Genomic DNA, 15,987 nt, shown 5'->3' on the forward strand with positions numbered 1-15,987 from the left:
GGTAAATTTTTTGGAGCAGATTTACTCGAAAAATAAACTGAATGTAAAATGCCTAAGCTTTGCCTTTTCGATTGGGTTGGCAAAAACGGTATTTTCGTGAATTATAATGTCTTTAAATGAATGGGACACTTTTACTTCTGTAGACATCTTAAAAAAAGGAAAATAGAAATCCATGCCTGCTCCTGCTTCATAAGAAAGAAAGTTTCTTTTATTTCTAAGATTCTTTTCCTGTTCGTCTAGTATATCGATGTTACTTTGCTTTTTCTTGGAAGCCATGTCGACCGAATATTTAAGTCCGCCTAACACATAAGCCCTGAAATTCATCAACCTATTAGATTTAAGCTTCAAACTTAGCGGCATATCAATCATGGTAGCTTGTGTTTTTTTTGAAACGATTTCATCACTGCCCGCATAGGTATAATCCATAATTCGATCACTAAACACTAACGTAGGAGTAAAACGTCCGTCCACATTATTGGTAATTTTGCCATTGGCCACAAAACCTATCGCAAAGCCAGGGGTGGGCTTAGAGGAGATGGAATTAAAACTTCTCGGATCATCATTAGCGTCCGAATAGGGATCTCTCCAATTAGGATTCTTCCAAATTTTATATTCTGCCGATATATATTGAAAAGTATAGCCCCAATTGTAGGAGCCATCATCTATACCTCCTGCCCAATTTTGAGCATTTACAACTTTTGTAGCACAAAGCAAAACAATAAAAAGGAGTGTTAATTTCTTCATCTATTTGATACCGGTATAAATTGCACTTATTCCAAACGTTAAAGAGCGGTGTTTGGTATTTTTGTAGCCCACTTTTTCCATTAATGCGGTAAAGGTTTTTCCATCAGGGAAAGCTGCCACAGATTCTGGTAAATAAGTGTAGGCTTGTTTATCTTTTGAAAATAATCTGCCAAAAAAAGGTGTAATATATTTAAAATAGAAATTATACAGTTGTTTAATAGGAAAAGCTTTAGGTTTAGAAAATTCTAAAATCACAATTTTGCCATTTGGCTTTAACACTCTCAACATATCCGACAAGCCCTTTTCAAGATTCTGATAATTTCTAACGCCAAATGCTACCGTGATGGCATCGAAAGTATGATCTTCGAAATTTAACCCTTCAGAGTCCCCCAGTTGTACAGCGAACACCCCTGCTAAATTACGCTCCGCAATTTTTTTTTGTGCTACCGCCAACATTCCTTCAGAAATGTCTACCCCAATTATTTTTTTAGGTTTTAATATTTTGATCGATTCGAATGCGAAATCACCCGTTCCAGTGGCTACGTCCAGCATTATTTGAGGTTGTATTGCTTTCAATTCTTTAATGGCTTTTCGTCGCCAGATGATGTCAATACCCAAGGAAAGAAAGTGATTTAGGAAGTCGTAAGTACCAGAAATATTATTGAACATTTCGGCAACTTGTTCTTTTTTACTATTTGCTGTTTGGTAAGGGGTTACGTGCTGGTTTGTCATTGGCGGTAAAGATAGGGTTAATCTTCATTGCCAACAAGCGCTTAGCTCAAAAGTGATTTTTATAGTTTTTTCAAAGGCCTAGCTAAGTAGTAGGTAAGTAGTAACTAAGTAGTAGGTAAGTAGTAGGTAAGTGGTTCCTTCGTGAAAGTAACAAAATTCCTTACCTTTGCGTCATGATCATAAAATCAGCCACATTCGTTGTAAGCAATACCAAAGTATCGGCTTTGCCCTTACCAAATATGCCGGAGTATGCCTTTATTGGCCGTTCTAATGTTGGCAAATCTTCGTTAATTAATATGTTGGTGAACCAACAAGGTTTGGCTAAAACCTCTCAACGGCCAGGAAAAACACAACTCATCAATCATTTTTTAGTGAACGAAAAATGGTATATTGTAGATTTACCGGGTTATGGTTATGCTAAAGTTTCGAAAAGCAGCAGAGAAAAGTGGGAAAAATTTATCAGGAACTATCTTACCAAGAGGGAAAGTTTACAGTGTGTTTTCGTATTGATAGACAGCAGATTAGAGCCTCAAAAAATTGATCTGGAGTTTTGCTCATGGCTGGGTGAGTGTCAAATTCCATTTGCATTGGTTTATACCAAGGCCGACAAGCAGTCTGCTCCAAAAACGGATCAAAATGTAGCGAAGTTTAACAAAGCACTGTTAGGATGGTTTGAAGAAGTACCGCCATTCTTTATCACCTCGGCAGAAAAAGGCCAGGGTAGAGAGCAGGTTTTACAATTCGTCCAAGCAGTAAATGAAGATTTTGTGATGCCGGTTTTTACCAGTCCTGAGTCAAAAGTCTGAAGTCTGGCGTTTAATTTCTAAGCAGTAATGAAAAAATATTTCTCCCTTGTTCTTTTTGCACACTCCATATTTGCGATGCCTTTTGCCTTGATTGGCTTTTTTTTAGGCGTTACTACCACTTCGAATCCTTTTAATTGGTATTTATTGGCTTTAGTAATTTTGTGCATGGTATTTGCCCGAAATGCGGCCATGGCATTTAACAGGTACCTTGACCGGAACATTGATGCCAAGAACCCACGTACCCTCATGCGAGATATTCCGGCGGGTAAGGTTTCGGCAAATGAGGCCCTCCTGTTCGTGATCGTTAACTGTGTACTCTTTATAGCAGCCACAGCATTTATCAATCCACTTTGTTTTTATTTATCGCCGGTGGCACTGTTTGTCGTGTTATTTTACAGCTACACCAAACGCTTTACTGCGCTTTGCCATTTGGTTTTGGGATTAGGCTTATCCCTTGCCCCTATTGGCGCCTACATTGCGGTAACAGGACATTTTAATATCGTGCCCTTGTTTTACTCTTTTGCCGTGCTGTTTTGGGTAAGTGGGTTTGATATTATTTACGCCCTGCAAGATGAAGGTTTTGATAGGGAGGAAAACCTCCATTCCATTCCAGCGACAATGGGCATCAAAAATGCTTTAAGATTATCGGTCGTATTACACGTTTTATCCGCTATATGCGTTATATTGCCGTTGTTCTACACAAGTTTTAGCTGGGTTTACTATATTGGCATTGCATTCTTTTGCAGCATGCTCATTTATCAGCACTTGCTGGTTAAGCCAAATGATATAAGCAAGGTAGACCGGGCATTTGCAACCACGAATGGCTATGCTTCTGTGATATTTGCAATCTGCTTTTTGGTAGATGCGTTTATAAGAAATTAAAGATATAACAATGATTATTCAAAAAAAACAAAGAACCTATATCCCTCAAGACCTTAAAATTGAATGGGAAAGCTTATCGCCCATTCTAGACGAATTACTGAAAAGGGAAATCAACAATGTTGGTGATCTGGAACAGTGGTTAAAAGATAAAAGTGAATTCGAAGCTGCCCTTGAAGAAGACTTTGCATGGCGGTACATTAAGATGAGCTGTGATACGGCCAACGAACAGTTAGTAAAAGATTTCCAGTATTTCGCTACAGAAATTGAACCTAAAATCTCACCGATTGGCAATGAACTGAACAAAAAATTTAGTGAAAGTCCGTTTATAGATGAATTGGACCAAGACAAATACTTTGTTTACATACGTGCGGTTAAAAAAGCTTTAGAGTTGTACCGTGAAGAAAACATTGAGCTTTTTACACAGTTGCAGGTGGCCCAGCAGAAATATCAAAGTATTACCGGAGCAATGAGCGTAAAAATTAACGATCAGGAATACACTTTAGAGCAAGCTGCAAACTTTTTAAAGGACACCGACCGCAGCGTTAGACAAAACGCCTGGGAAACAATCCAGCAACGCCGTTTAGCCGATAAAGATGAATTAAACATTTTGTTTGATGAGCTAATTGCGATGCGACATAAAGTTGCTTTAAATGCGGGCTTTGAGAACTATCGCGACTATATGTTCCAGGCATTGGGCCGGTTTGATTATGACGCTAAAGATTGTTATGATTTTGCCGTGGCTATTGAGCAGGAAATTGTTCCTGTTTTAAAGGAGCAGGCAGAGAAAAGAGCAGACGCCCTAGGTTTAACTACCCTAAAACCATGGGATATGGAGGTTAGTACTACGGGCAAACCTGCCTTGAAACCATTTGCGAGCGGCCAGGAGTTAATTGACAAAAGCATTGACTGTTTTACAGCAATTAGTCCAGTTTTAGGCGAGAAATTAGCCATTATGAAGGCTAACAACCTGTTCGACGTAGAAAGTAGAATGGGCAAAGCACCCGGCGGATATAATTATCCACTTGCCGAAACCGGAGCGCCTTTTATTTTCATGAATTCTGCAAACTCTTTAAGAGATTTAACGACCATGGTGCACGAAGGTGGCCATGCAGTGCATACTTTTTTAACGGCTAACTTGGCCTTGAACGACTTTAAACATTGTCCTTCTGAAGTGGCAGAATTAGCGTCCATGAGCATGGAGTTAATCTCTATGGACAATTGGAATATCTATTTCGATAAAGAAGAAGATTTAATCCGCGCTAAGAAAGAGCAGCTGGTTGATGTATTAAAAACATTGCCATGGGTGGCGGTTATTGATCAGTTCCAGCACTGGATTTATACTAACCCTGATCATAATTCGGCCGATAGAGAGATTGCCTTTAAACAAATTTACAGTAGATTTGGGGCAGGCTTTGCAAATTGGGAGGGCTTTGAGCAGCAATTCGGAAATCTTTGGCAAAAACAATTACATCTTTTCGAAGTTCCATTCTATTATATTGAATATGCCATTGCACAGCTAGGGGCCATTGCCGTTTGGAAAAATTACAAGGAAAACCCAGAACAAGCACTTGATCAATATTTAGCTGCCCTTGCTTTAGGTTACACCAAACCAATGAATGAGATTTACGAGACTGCCGGCATCAAATTTGACTTTAGCGCGGAGTATGTGAAAGAATTGGCAGCGTTTGTAAAAGAAGAATTGGAGAAATTGGGATAGCAATTACCACTTAAATTAATAAATTAGCAAAAAATAAATACCATGGAACAACACGAGATTACAGGAAATTTACTACCATTAATTAGTGTAGGCATAATTTGCCTGGCAATATTTGTAACTGCATTTTCACTCACATTTTTTAGAAAAGCTGATACGAGCGATAAAAAGCATTAAGATAGTTTGTGGCGGTGGCTAAGGTTAAAAACTGATATTTTTTTTATAAGTTTGGGCAAACTAACCAATTTATGTTCGAAAAACTATTTAGAAAAAAATCTGTAAGTAAAATCTTAGAAGATGCAGCAAAAGGCTATGGAGACCATAATGCGTCGCTACACAAGACTTTAGGCGTAAGGGATTTGACAGCATTTGGTATTGCTGCGATTATTGGTGCTGGTATTTTTAGCACCATTGGTAAAGCAAGTGCAGATGGCGGACCAGCCGTTATATTCCTATTCATTTTTACTGCGGTTGCTTGTAGTTTTGCGGCTTTTGCCTATGCAGAATTTGCTTCAATGGTTCCTGTTTCGGGAAGTGCTTACACCTATTCATACGTTGCATTTGGCGAATTAGTAGCTTGGATCATCGGTTGGTCGCTTATTATGGAGTATGCAATTGGCAACATTACCGTGGCCATATCATGGTCCGACTATTTCACGGGCCTCCTCTCCTCTATTCGAATACCCGCATTAGGAATTGATGGCATTAACATCCCTAGTTGGGCCACCATGGATTATCTGACTGCCTTTAACGGGCATAAGCATGCTGAAGCGTTGATAAGCGCGGGGAAAAGTATCGCGAACTTAGATGATGCCACAAGTATTGCCAATCAGGCTTGGCTAACAGCTCCAAGAATTGGCAGCTTTCACTTGGTTGCTGACTTACCTGCTTTGGGAATTATCATTTTCATTACCTGGTTAGTTTACCGTGGGATGAAAGAATCAAGAAATGCTAGTAATGCCATGGTAATTGTTAAACTGGCAGTTATCTTATTGGTATTAGCCGTAGGCGTTTTTTATATTGACACAGAAAACTGGAATCCATTTGCTCCAAATGGCGTATCTGGCGTATTAAAAGGTGTTTCAGCAGTATTTTTTGCCTATATCGGTTTCGATGCCATCTCTACCACTGCAGAGGAATGTAAAAATCCTCAAAGGGATTTACCAAGGGGGATGATGTGGGCGATTATTATTTGTACGGTGCTTTATGTGGCCATTGCGCTCGTACTTACCGGTATCGTTAAATCTGACACATTAGCGGTGGGCGACCCGCTAGCATTTGTTTTTGATCAGATAGACTTAAAATTAATGAGTGGTATTATTGCCGTGAGTGCAGTATTCGCTATGGCAAGTGTATTGCTGGTTTTCCAAATGGGACAGCCTCGTATTTGGATGAGCATGAGTAGAGATGGACTTCTTCCTAAATCCTTTTCCAGGATTCATCCAAAATATAAAACGCCTTCGTTTGCAACGATTGTAGTTGGCTTTGTGGTAGCGGTTCCCTCTTTGTTCATGAACCTTACTATTGTTACCGACCTTTGCTCTATTGGTACTTTGTTTGCCTTTGTGCTGGTTTGCGCCGGGGTATTGGTGCTACAGAATAAACCTGACGTCCAGAGAGGTAAATTCAGGATACCTTACGTAAATTCCAAATTTATTATTCCAATAGCCTTTATTGCCGTACTTGTTCTAGCCTTTACGAAGTTTAAAGCCGAGAGTAGTGCTTTCTTAAACAACACACCTCAAATAAATTCTCCTGTTACCTTTATTACCTCTTTAAGTACAACGGAATTGGAGACTGTAAAACAGGAAATCAGTGCGAGTCCGGTTGTGTTGCAAGGAAAACAAATTGATGCAGAAGCTTATTTAAATAGTTTAAACGACGAACAATATGCGCAGTTTATTGAGAAATCCAGTATTTCCTACGATAAAAAATTTGAAAGCGGTTGGTCGTTGTTTAAGCATAAAATCCCGATGTGGATTTTCTTGTTTATTTGTGTAGTAGTCGGCTATTACTGTGTGACTAAAAACCTGTCGTTGATCCCTGTACTGGGATTGTTGAGCTGCTTATACATGATGTGCGAGCTTGGCATTAGTAATTGGATAGGTTTTGGAATTTGGCTGGTGGTTGGACTGATTGTTTATTTCGCCTACGGCTTTAGACATAGCAAATTAGGAGCGGCAAAAGTATAGGATTCTTTTTGTTAATTCGTCATTGCGAGGAACGAAGCAATCTGTTAATGAGATTGCTTCGTTCCTCGCAATGACGGAAAAACACCTCGCAATGACGGGAAACAACACGCTTTTGACCCTATACGGCCAACCTATTTAATTCTATATCTTCCGGAGTAACAAAAATCAAGGGAACTTTCTCTACATCAACATAGCTAGAGTCGAGCCCAAAACTAGTTTCTTCAGACAGACTGAAATGCTTTAACATAAAATAGTAGTCCATAATACTGCGTTCATAAAAACTCAAATTTGTGAACTTAGACAGGTGCTTTTCTAACAATACAAAGCGAAAATCGCCTGTTATCTTGTGTTTGTTTAAAGAGGTATACTGACTGGTGATATCAACTTCGCCATTCTTCACTAACTCTTCAACAACTTTACGGTAGAGAAGATTAACGCGTTGCTCAATTCTAAAGCCCAGTTTAAAATCTATCCGAATAAGTTTGCCCGGGATTAAAAATTCTACCTTATAATCCATGGTATAAGGTTCATCCATTACATCCACGTGAACTAACCAATAAACATCGGCCCTTTTTGGTTCCTTTTGAATAATAGAATAGATTATTTTCGACTCGATTTCTGTTTTAAAATTGGCGCTGGTTAAATAAACAAGTTGAGAGGAATATTTAGGAACCGAAACATCATCGCTTAGCTCTTTCAAGATGCCATAATATTCTTCTATTTCTACATATTTAACAAAACGGTTTTTGATCTTCCTGGCACTATACCAGGTCCACATTACACTTAATAAAGCACAACTTATGAGTAAGGTAACCCAACCTCCATGAATGAATTTAGCCATATTACCTACTAAGAAAGAGAGCTCAATTACACCATAAACTGAGACAAACATTACGATGAGGTATATTGGAAATTTCTTTCGAAGCATGTAAACGGCAACCAGCACGGTGGTCATCAGAAATGTTAAATTGATCGCTAAACCATATGCTCCCTCCATATTGTCGGATTTTTTGAAAATCAACACAATGATGATACAACCCACACATAGTAACCAATTAATAGAAGGGACATACAACTGTCCTTTTTGCACACTTGGATAGTTGATGCGCACCTTTGGCCAAAGGTTCAAACGAACTGCTTCTGATATAAGTGTAAACGAACCAGAAATCATAGCCTGCGAAGCAATAATTGCCGCCATGGTGGCTAAGATAACCATGTACAAAACCATACCGTCGGGTATCAGCTTAAAGAAAGGGTTGGTTAACGCATTATGTGGGTCATAACCAGGATTTTTTAAGATCCACGCTCCTTGCCCTAGGTAATTGAAGATCAGCATCATTTTCACAAAAATCCAGCTAATTCGAATATTTCTTTTACCACAGTGTCCTAAGTCGCTATACAAAGCTTCCGCTCCGGTTGTACAAAGAAAAACACCACCCAATATGACCAATGCAGCTGGGTTTGTAACCAATAAATGTATGGCGTAGTATGGATTTAAAGCTTTGAATATAGACGGATCATGTACAATTTGGGAAATACCCGCTACTCCAAGTGCTGCAAACCAAAGAAACATTATTGGTCCAAACAGCTTTCCAACTAAATTTGTTCCAAACTGCTGGATAATAAAGAGCAAGGAGATAATCGCAATGACGATAGGCAATACGGAAACCTGTGGAAATACGACATGTAAACCTTCAATTGCTGAAGTAACGGTAATACTTGGTGTGATCATTCCATCGGCCAATAGAGCGGCACCTCCAATAATGGCAGGTATTACAAGCCATTTAGCTTTTTTCCGGACTAGGGAATATAAAGAAAATATGCCTCCTTCCCCTTTATTATCTGCACGAAGGGTAATAATTACATATTTTACTGTGGTTTGAAGTGTGAGGGTCCAGATTATACATGACAGCGCACCTAGTACCAAATCAGTATTGATTGTTTGTCCACTTTCAACAACCGTTTTGAATATGGCCTTTAGGGTGTATAAGGGTGAGGTTCCAATATCTCCAAAAACAATACCTAAACTAACCAGAACGCCACCCGCTGTAAGGGCATTTACATTTTTATGACTCGCCACAATGTTAAAATTTGGAGGCAAAAATAATTAATTAATATGGAACAAAAATTATTATTTCTCATTATTGTGACAAGGCAATAGCTTATTTACGATAAAGCGTCGCTTACAAATGTGGTAAAACATCCAGCATACATAGCAAAATCAAAACATTATTAAACGTTCCAGTTTGTTAAATATTGTTAAAATTTTCATAAGGAAATAATTTGTTTGATTTCCTTATTTAATTTTTTATATTTTTGCCAGTACTACATATGGGAAAAAAATCAATAATAGGGCTATTTTGGAGTTTTCTATGCATCATCTGCATAGGATTTGCCTCTAATTCAGCGGTTTTTGCCCAAAAAACGGATAGCAGCAAAATTTCTATCAAACCAAAACCCAGGGTAGTCAGTAGATTACCCGTAATTAGGGGAAGTGTTCAGGCTTACAAGCCAGGCAATATCAGTTTTAACACCACTAGCAGCACATCCACACAGAGTGTCAACGCAAGTAATGTAAAATCTGGAAAAATTTTAACGATTTTAAAACTTTACCCGAATCCAGTTTCGGAGTACTTAAATATTAATATGCGTTTAGAAAAAGACGCTAACTTATCCGTTAAGATTACCGATTTGTTAGGGAATGATATCATTTCGCTCATGAATGACAGGGGGATGGCTGGCGAACAAACTAAAACGTTTACTATTCCGAACAAACTTAATCCAGGCATCTATTTTGTAAAGGTAAACGCCGGTGGTGACTTAAAGGTGCTTAAAATTTCAGTACTGTAAATCGTAAATTGTTTGTTAAAACCCTTTTACCCTTATGAAAATTATTGCCATTGGCCGCAACTATGCCGCACATGCGAAAGAACTAAATAACGAAGTTCCAACAAAACCAGTTATTTTTTTGAAACCTGACACCGCTGTTTTAAAAGACAACAAGCCTTTTTATATCCCAGATTTTTCTAACGACATTCATTTTGAGTTGGAGGTAGTTTTAAAAGTTAGTAAAGAGGGTAAGTACATAGCCGAAAAATTTGCTCCCAACTATTATGATGAAATAGGTTTGGGAATAGATTTTACAGCACGCGACATTCAAAATCAGCATAAAGAGAAAGGGCTCCCATGGGAATTGGCGAAAGCTTTCGATAACTCTGCGGCCATTAGTAATTTTTTACCTAAAAGCGACTTCATTGACCTTTATAATTTAGGTTTCGAACTTAAGGTAAACGAAGAAACGAGGCAGCAAGGGCATACTTCAAACCTCTTATTTTCGTTTGAAAAGATAATTGCCTTTGTATCCCAATATATTACCTTAAAAAAAGGAGACCTGATTTTTACGGGTACGCCGCAAGGTGTTGGGCAAGTTAAGCAGGGAGATCATTTAGCTGCGTGGCTTGAGGGCAAACAATTACTCGATTTTAAAATTAAATAGTACGGATGCATTATAAAAGTCAAATTGCTCTTTACGTCACTGCCTTTATACTCTCCGCTGCCAATTGTGCAGCACAAAAAATTTATAGCGATCATAAATATCCGTTAACGGATTTTAGGCAACCATTAGATATTAGTCCCCCAGCATTGGCCGGTTCTTTTGGTGAGCTCCGCACTAATCATTTTCATTCGGGAATTGATTTCAGAACGAACCAAAAAATCGGATATCCGGTTTACGCCGTTGCGGATGGCTATGTGGCAAGATTGAGGGTTCAAAATAGTGGATTTGGTTTAGCGCTTTATTTAAATCATTCCAATGGTTACACTTCGGTATATGGACACCTTTCGCGTTTTAATCCTAAAATTGGGCAGGAAGTAAAAAATATCCAATATCGTAATAAGCGCTATGAAATCGACGAGTTTCCAAATGCCGATCTTATGCCAGTTCGTAAGGGTGATATTATTGCCTATTCAGGTAATACCGGCAGTTCTGGAGGTCCCCATTTACATTTCGAACTGCGTGATACCAAAACCGAGGCAACCATTAACCCGCAATTATTGGGAATCCAAATTCCTGATAATATCCCTCCTGTTATTACCGCAATGTATGTTTACCGATTAAATGAACAACCATTTAACGAATTCACTCCAAAGCAATATTTTCAGGTAACTGGCAATAACGGAAAATATAATTTAAATAAAGTAAAAACCATTAATCTAAGCGGTGAAGTTGGCTTTGGAATAGTTGCTACGGATAAGCACAATGGGATGTCGGGCATTAACGGAGTGTATTCGATTGAACTAGCACTCGACGGAGACATCATTTATACTTCTGCTTTAGAACGATTTAGTTTTGAAAATAGTAGAGCCATCAATTCTCATCTAGATTATCCGGCGTTGTTAACTTATAAACGTAGTATTCAGAAAAGTTTTGTCGACCCAGGAAACCCATTGCAGATTTACAGCAATTTAATTAACCAGGGTAGAGTAAGCTTTAATGATGGAAAATTGCATCAGTTACAGTACATCCTTACTGATGCCAAAGGGAATAAAAGCACCTTGATATTTAATGTTCAAGCTGATACCAAAGCAACGATTACCTCCCCGGCAACCCCAGCAGAAATCACCTTCGCATTTAATAAAGTTAATGAATTTGTAAATGATGAAATTAAAGTGGTTTTTCCAAAAGGCACATTATATAACGATCTCAACTTTATCTATAAAAAACTTCCTAAGCCACAAACAAATGCTTTCTCGCCCATTCATCAGATCCAAAACAATTTAACTCCATTGCACTTAGGTTTTGAGCTCTCTATCAAAGCAGACAGTTCTTTAACCAAGCATCAAAATAAGGCACTCATTGTAAACACCAACCGTAGCTCGCAAGGGGGCACCTTTGAAAATGGCTATATAAAAACGACTGTAAAAACATTTGGCAACTTCTTTATTGCGATAGATACTATTGCACCTGTTATTATACCGATTAACCTATCCCAAGGGAAGAACATGAAGAACATTAGTAAAATGACTTTTAAAATCAAAGATAATCTTTCTGGGATTAAAAGCTTTAATGGCTATATTGATGGCAAATGGATTTTAATGGAGTTTGATACTAAGACCGCTACGTTATGGCATACTTTTGATGAAAGAACATCGAGCGGCAAACATGACTTAGCATTACAGGTGGTCGACATGAAAGATAATATAAAGCGGTACGCTATTGAGTTTTATAAATAATAAACAACTTCTATGGAATTAAAACAAGGAGATCAGGCTCCAAAATTTACCTCGACAGACCAAAATGGAAATACGGTTACTTTAAATCAATTCAAGGGCAAGAAAGTTGTTTTGTATTTTTATCCAAAAGATAATACGCCTGGTTGCACTGCAGAGGCGTGCGACTTCAGAGATAATTATCAGGGTTTGGTAGCCAAAGGCATTGAAGTGCTTGGTGTGAGTGTTGATGATGAAAAGTCGCACCAAAAATTCGTTACGAAATTTAATTTACCCTTTACCCTTTTAGCCGATACAGATCATAAAATTGTGGAGGCATATGGTGTATGGGGAGAGAAAAATATGTATGGTAAAAAATATATGGGTACTGTTAGAACTACTTTTATCATTGATGAAGAAGGCACAATTGCACATATCATCACAAAAGTTGACACAAAAAATCCATCTGAACAGGTTTTAAGTCTACTAGCTTAGTAAACATTAAAATTTTATAATTACCTTGCAATTTTAAAACATGATAAGCAATGAAACATACAATTAGCGAACTTGAAGATATCGCTTCGCAGGTTAGAAGAGATGTACTTAGAATGGTGCACGCGGTACAATCCGGTCACCCAGGTGCATCATTAGGCTGTGCCGATTTTTTTACGGCACTCTATTTCGAGGTCCTTAACCACAATCCTGAATTTAAAATGGATGGTATTGGTGAAGATCTGTTCTTTTTATCAAACGGTCATATTTCCCCAGTTTGGTATAGCGTGTTGGCAAGATCTGGCTATTTTGAAGTGAGTGAATTAGCTACTTTTAGAAAACTTGACTCGAGGTTACAGGGTCATCCGACTACCCACGAGGGTTTACCTGGAGTTAGGGTTGCCTCAGGTTCATTAGGGCAGGGTTTATCTGTTGCGATCGGTGCTGCTTTGGTGAAAAAATTAAATGGTGACAAATCTTTGGTTTATACTTTACAAGGGGATGGAGAACTACAGGAAGGCCAAAATTGGGAAGCATTTATGTTTGCCCCTTTTCATAAGGTAGACAATTTGATTGCAAGTATTGACTATAACGGCCAACAGATTGATGGTCCTACGGAAAAAGTACTTTCCCTGGAAAACCTTCAAGCTAAATTTGAAGCATTCGGGTGGCATGTAATCACTTCAGACGGCAATGACATGGGAGAAATTACCAAGGCGCTACATTATGCTAAGTCATTAACCGGAAAAGGTAAACCTATTTTAAACCTAATGAGTACCCAAATGGGCTATGGAGTTGATTTTATGGTTGGAACCCACAAATGGCATGGTTCCCCTCCAAACGATGATCAATTGAAAACAGCACTTGATCAAATAAAAGAAACAGCAGGGGATTACTAATTTTATAAGGGAGTAATGAAAGCCTGCGAAGCAAGCTTGAATACCATTAAAAATAATAGACACTAATGAAAAAGTATACATATACAGATAAAAAAGATACACGTTCGGGTTTTGGTGCTGGATTACATGAGGCTGGGAAGCGCAATGAAAATGTAGTTGCCCTTTGCGCAGATTTAGTTGGTTCCTTAAAAATGGACGCCTTTATTAAAGATTTTCCGGATAGGTTTGTGCAGGTTGGAATCGCCGAAGCCAACATGATGGGTATTGCAGCTGGGATGACTATTGGTGGGAAGATTCCTTTTACAGGAACTTTTGCTAATTTCTCTACAGGCAGGGTTTACGATCAAATTCGTCAGTCTATCGCCTACTCGGGCAAAAATGTAAAAATTTGTGCCTCACATGCGGGTTTAACTTTGGGTGAAGATGGGGCAACACATCAAATTTTAGAAGATATAGGTTTAATGAAAATGTTGCCTGGCATGGTCGTGATCAATCCTTGTGATTATAATCAAACCAAAGCGGCAACATTGGCTATTATGGACTATGAAGGACCAGTTTATTTACGCTTCGGCCGTCCGGTAATCCCTGTATTTACGCCTGAAGATCAAAAATTTGAAATTGGCAAAGCATGGATGGTTAACGAAGGTAAGGATGTAACGATCATTGCTACCGGACACATGGTATGGAGAGCAATTGAAGCCGGCGAAAAATTAGCGGAGTTGGGAATTGATGCAGAGATTATCAATATTCATACGATTAAACCTTTGGATGAGGAAGCTATTCTAAAATCTGTTCAAAAAACAGGTTGCGTAGTAACTTGTGAAGAGCATAATAAGTTCGGTGGACTTGGAGAAAGTGTATCTCGTTTATTAACTACAACCTATCTTGCTCCCCAAGAATTTGTAGCCGTTAATGATAGTTTTGGAGAAAGTGCAACTCCGGATCAATTAATGACGAAATACAAGTTGGATCCTGCTGATATTGTTGCAGCGGCGCAGAAAGTAATGAAAAGAAAAAAATAACAACGTAAATTTACCACCTCAGGAAATTCTTAAAATTGCTGGGGTGGTAAAATAACGAACTCCTATGAAACAAGTTGAAGACTCAGAGATATTGCTGAAATTTAGTGTGGAGAAAACACGGAATGAGGCCTTCAATTTACTTTTAAATAAATATCAACAAAAAATTTATTGGCATATCCGCCGCTTGGTTATTGATCACGATGATACGGATGATCTCGTTCAAGAGACTTTTGTGAAAGTTTGGAAAAATCTAGCAAATTTTCGAAGTGATTCTCAACTTTACACCTGGATTTATCGTATCGCGACTAATGAATCAATCACTTTTTTAAATAAAAAGAAACTCAAAAATAATATTTCTTTAGATGATGTAAGCAGCGAATTGGCTGAAAGTTTAACCGCTTCACATTACTTTGACGGAGACAAAATTCAACGTAAACTACAAGAAGCTATATTGACACTACCTGAAAAACAAAGGATAATTTTTAACATGAAGTATTTTGACGACATGAAATATGATGAAATTTCTGAAGTATTAGGGACCACTGTTGGTGCGCTTAAGGCTTCATTTCATATTGCCGTTAAAAAAATTGAGGCTATTTTAACAAATGATAAGTTAGAGTATTAAACCTTTTAAGAAAAAATCTATCAATAGTACGTGATGAATATAAGAGATGAAAATATGGAGTGGGAAAATGAAGCGCCGATACTTGCTGCACTTCCTCGAGTTACCCCATATCGTGTGCCCGATAATTATTTTAATGAGCTAACGGCTCATTTAAATTCAGCTGCATTTTTAGATGGTTTAACTCAAGGAGAAAGAAATGGTTTTACCGTTCCTACCAACTATTTTGAGGAATTAAATGACCAAATTAGCAGTAGAATTGCATTGGAACAATTTAAATCAATTACCAGTAGCGAGGGTTTCTCAACGCCTTCAAACTACTTCGACAAACTTCAAGCAAATATATTAAGTCAGACTATAGACGTTAAGCCAAAAACAAAAACTGTTCGTTTATGGCAGTCGGATTTAGTTCGATATGCAGCTGCAGCTTGTTTGATCATATTAACTGCTAGTGGTCTGTATTTTAATCAACAACGTACTGTTAAAAAGGGTCAATCTACCGTATTGGCTAGTGAGGCTGTTCTTTATGATATTGATGAAAGTGTAATTATTGAGCATTTGAAAGAAAGTCAGCAAGCAACTAACAGTACTGCTTCACAGGCAGAAATGGAAAGCTATATACTTAATCACTATTCGTCGAACGATTTATCTAATAATTTATAATTAATGATATC

General features: G+C 38.1%; 16 protein-coding genes. 13 read left to right on the top strand and 3 right to left on the bottom strand.

The window, feature by feature from the left end; translation table 11 throughout:
* Positions 1-21 precede the first annotated feature (21 nt).
* Entirely contained in the window at positions 22-744 is a 723-nt protein-coding gene (gene porT, locus BM207_RS11340) for a type IX secretion/gliding motility protein PorT/SprT (RefSeq protein ID WP_090994091.1), read from the bottom strand.
* A complete protein-coding gene (gene ubiE / locus BM207_RS11345; protein WP_090994093.1) occupies positions 745-1,476 on the bottom strand; it encodes a bifunctional demethylmenaquinone methyltransferase/2-methoxy-6-polyprenyl-1,4-benzoquinol methylase UbiE in 732 nt (243 codons plus the stop codon).
* A 173-nt stretch (positions 1,477-1,649) separates the two neighbouring features.
* On the opposite strand from ubiE, the gene yihA reads away from it, so the two are divergent.
* The 5 genes from yihA to BM207_RS11365 all read left to right on the top strand — a co-directional run bounded on the left by yihA (position 1,650) and on the right by BM207_RS11365 (position 7,070).
* Positions 1,650-2,282, top strand: coding sequence for a ribosome biogenesis GTP-binding protein YihA/YsxC (gene yihA / locus BM207_RS11350; protein WP_090994095.1), 633 nt, complete (start codon positions 1,650-1,652; stop codon positions 2,280-2,282).
* A gap of 27 nt (positions 2,283-2,309) precedes the next feature.
* The gene (locus BM207_RS11355; protein ID WP_090994097.1) at positions 2,310-3,164 is read left to right on the top strand and encodes a UbiA-like polyprenyltransferase; all 855 of its coding nucleotides are present in this window, start codon (positions 2,310-2,312) and stop codon (positions 3,162-3,164) included.
* A 10-nt stretch (positions 3,165-3,174) separates the two neighbouring features.
* A complete protein-coding gene (locus BM207_RS11360; RefSeq protein ID WP_090994099.1) occupies positions 3,175-4,881 on the top strand; it encodes a M3 family oligoendopeptidase in 1,707 nt (568 codons plus the stop codon).
* Positions 4,882-4,923: 42 nt separating this feature from the next.
* Positions 4,924-5,055, top strand: coding sequence for a hypothetical protein (locus BM207_RS19375; RefSeq protein ID WP_262497206.1), 132 nt, complete (start codon positions 4,924-4,926; stop codon positions 5,053-5,055).
* A gap of 71 nt (positions 5,056-5,126) precedes the next feature.
* Positions 5,127-7,070, top strand: a complete 1,944-nt coding sequence (locus BM207_RS11365; protein WP_090994101.1) for an amino acid permease — start codon at positions 5,127-5,129, stop codon at positions 7,068-7,070.
* 118 nt (positions 7,071-7,188) lie between these two features.
* Here the strand turns inward: BM207_RS11365 and BM207_RS11370 are convergent, their stop codons facing one another.
* Positions 7,189-9,150, bottom strand: coding sequence for a KUP/HAK/KT family potassium transporter (locus tag BM207_RS11370; RefSeq protein WP_090994423.1), 1,962 nt, complete (start codon positions 9,148-9,150; stop codon positions 7,189-7,191).
* Between the two features lie 251 nt (positions 9,151-9,401).
* On the opposite strand from BM207_RS11370, the gene BM207_RS11375 reads away from it, so the two are divergent.
* The 8 genes from BM207_RS11375 to BM207_RS11410 all read left to right on the top strand — a co-directional run bounded on the left by BM207_RS11375 (position 9,402) and on the right by BM207_RS11410 (position 15,976).
* A complete protein-coding gene (locus BM207_RS11375; RefSeq protein ID WP_090994104.1) occupies positions 9,402-9,920 on the top strand; it encodes a T9SS type A sorting domain-containing protein in 519 nt (172 codons plus the stop codon).
* 34 nt (positions 9,921-9,954) lie between these two features.
* Positions 9,955-10,566, top strand: a complete 612-nt coding sequence (locus tag BM207_RS11380; RefSeq protein WP_090994105.1) for a fumarylacetoacetate hydrolase family protein — start codon at positions 9,955-9,957, stop codon at positions 10,564-10,566.
* Between the two features lie 5 nt (positions 10,567-10,571).
* Entirely contained in the window at positions 10,572-12,302 is a 1,731-nt protein-coding gene (locus BM207_RS11385) for a M23 family metallopeptidase (protein WP_090994107.1), read from the top strand.
* A 12-nt stretch (positions 12,303-12,314) separates the two neighbouring features.
* Entirely contained in the window at positions 12,315-12,773 is a 459-nt protein-coding gene (bcp, locus tag BM207_RS11390) for a thioredoxin-dependent thiol peroxidase (protein ID WP_090994109.1), read from the top strand.
* Between the two features lie 50 nt (positions 12,774-12,823).
* Complete coding sequence (locus tag BM207_RS11395; RefSeq protein WP_090994111.1) at positions 12,824-13,669, top strand: transketolase; 846 nt, start codon at positions 12,824-12,826, stop codon at positions 13,667-13,669.
* 65 nt (positions 13,670-13,734) lie between these two features.
* Positions 13,735-14,691, top strand: coding sequence for a transketolase family protein (locus tag BM207_RS11400; RefSeq protein WP_090994113.1), 957 nt, complete (start codon positions 13,735-13,737; stop codon positions 14,689-14,691).
* 64 nt (positions 14,692-14,755) lie between these two features.
* The gene (locus tag BM207_RS11405; RefSeq protein WP_090994115.1) at positions 14,756-15,316 is read left to right on the top strand and encodes an RNA polymerase sigma factor; all 561 of its coding nucleotides are present in this window, start codon (positions 14,756-14,758) and stop codon (positions 15,314-15,316) included.
* 33 nt (positions 15,317-15,349) lie between these two features.
* A complete protein-coding gene (locus BM207_RS11410; RefSeq protein ID WP_090994117.1) occupies positions 15,350-15,976 on the top strand; it encodes a hypothetical protein in 627 nt (208 codons plus the stop codon).
* Positions 15,977-15,987: the final 11 nt, after the last annotated feature.

This window comes from Pedobacter insulae, from assembly GCF_900113525.1.
Taxonomy (GTDB): domain Bacteria; phylum Bacteroidota; class Bacteroidia; order Sphingobacteriales; family Sphingobacteriaceae; genus Pedobacter; species Pedobacter insulae.

Coding starts and splice junctions, on each gene's coding strand:
- BM207_RS11360 (WP_090994099.1), top strand. CDS start 3,175: ATGATTATTCAAAAAAAACAAAGAACCTATATCCCTCAAGACCTTAAA.
- BM207_RS11365 (WP_090994101.1), top strand. CDS start 5,127: ATGTTCGAAAAACTATTTAGAAAAAAATCTGTAAGTAAAATCTTAGAA.
- BM207_RS11380 (WP_090994105.1), top strand. CDS start 9,955: ATGAAAATTATTGCCATTGGCCGCAACTATGCCGCACATGCGAAAGAA.
- BM207_RS11400 (WP_090994113.1), top strand. CDS start 13,735: ATGAAAAAGTATACATATACAGATAAAAAAGATACACGTTCGGGTTTT.
- ubiE (WP_090994093.1), bottom strand. CDS start 1,476: ATGACAAACCAGCACGTAACCCCTTACCAAACAGCAAATAGTAAAAAA.
- BM207_RS11395 (WP_090994111.1), top strand. CDS start 12,824: ATGAAACATACAATTAGCGAACTTGAAGATATCGCTTCGCAGGTTAGA.
- BM207_RS11385 (WP_090994107.1), top strand. CDS start 10,572: ATGCATTATAAAAGTCAAATTGCTCTTTACGTCACTGCCTTTATACTC.
- yihA (WP_090994095.1), top strand. CDS start 1,650: ATGATCATAAAATCAGCCACATTCGTTGTAAGCAATACCAAAGTATCG.
- BM207_RS11405 (WP_090994115.1), top strand. CDS start 14,756: ATGAAACAAGTTGAAGACTCAGAGATATTGCTGAAATTTAGTGTGGAG.
- BM207_RS11375 (WP_090994104.1), top strand. CDS start 9,402: ATGGGAAAAAAATCAATAATAGGGCTATTTTGGAGTTTTCTATGCATC.
- porT (WP_090994091.1), bottom strand. CDS start 744: ATGAAGAAATTAACACTCCTTTTTATTGTTTTGCTTTGTGCTACAAAA.
- BM207_RS19375 (WP_262497206.1), top strand. CDS start 4,924: ATGGAACAACACGAGATTACAGGAAATTTACTACCATTAATTAGTGTA.
- BM207_RS11355 (WP_090994097.1), top strand. CDS start 2,310: ATGAAAAAATATTTCTCCCTTGTTCTTTTTGCACACTCCATATTTGCG.
- BM207_RS11410 (WP_090994117.1), top strand. CDS start 15,350: ATGAATATAAGAGATGAAAATATGGAGTGGGAAAATGAAGCGCCGATA.
- bcp (WP_090994109.1), top strand. CDS start 12,315: ATGGAATTAAAACAAGGAGATCAGGCTCCAAAATTTACCTCGACAGAC.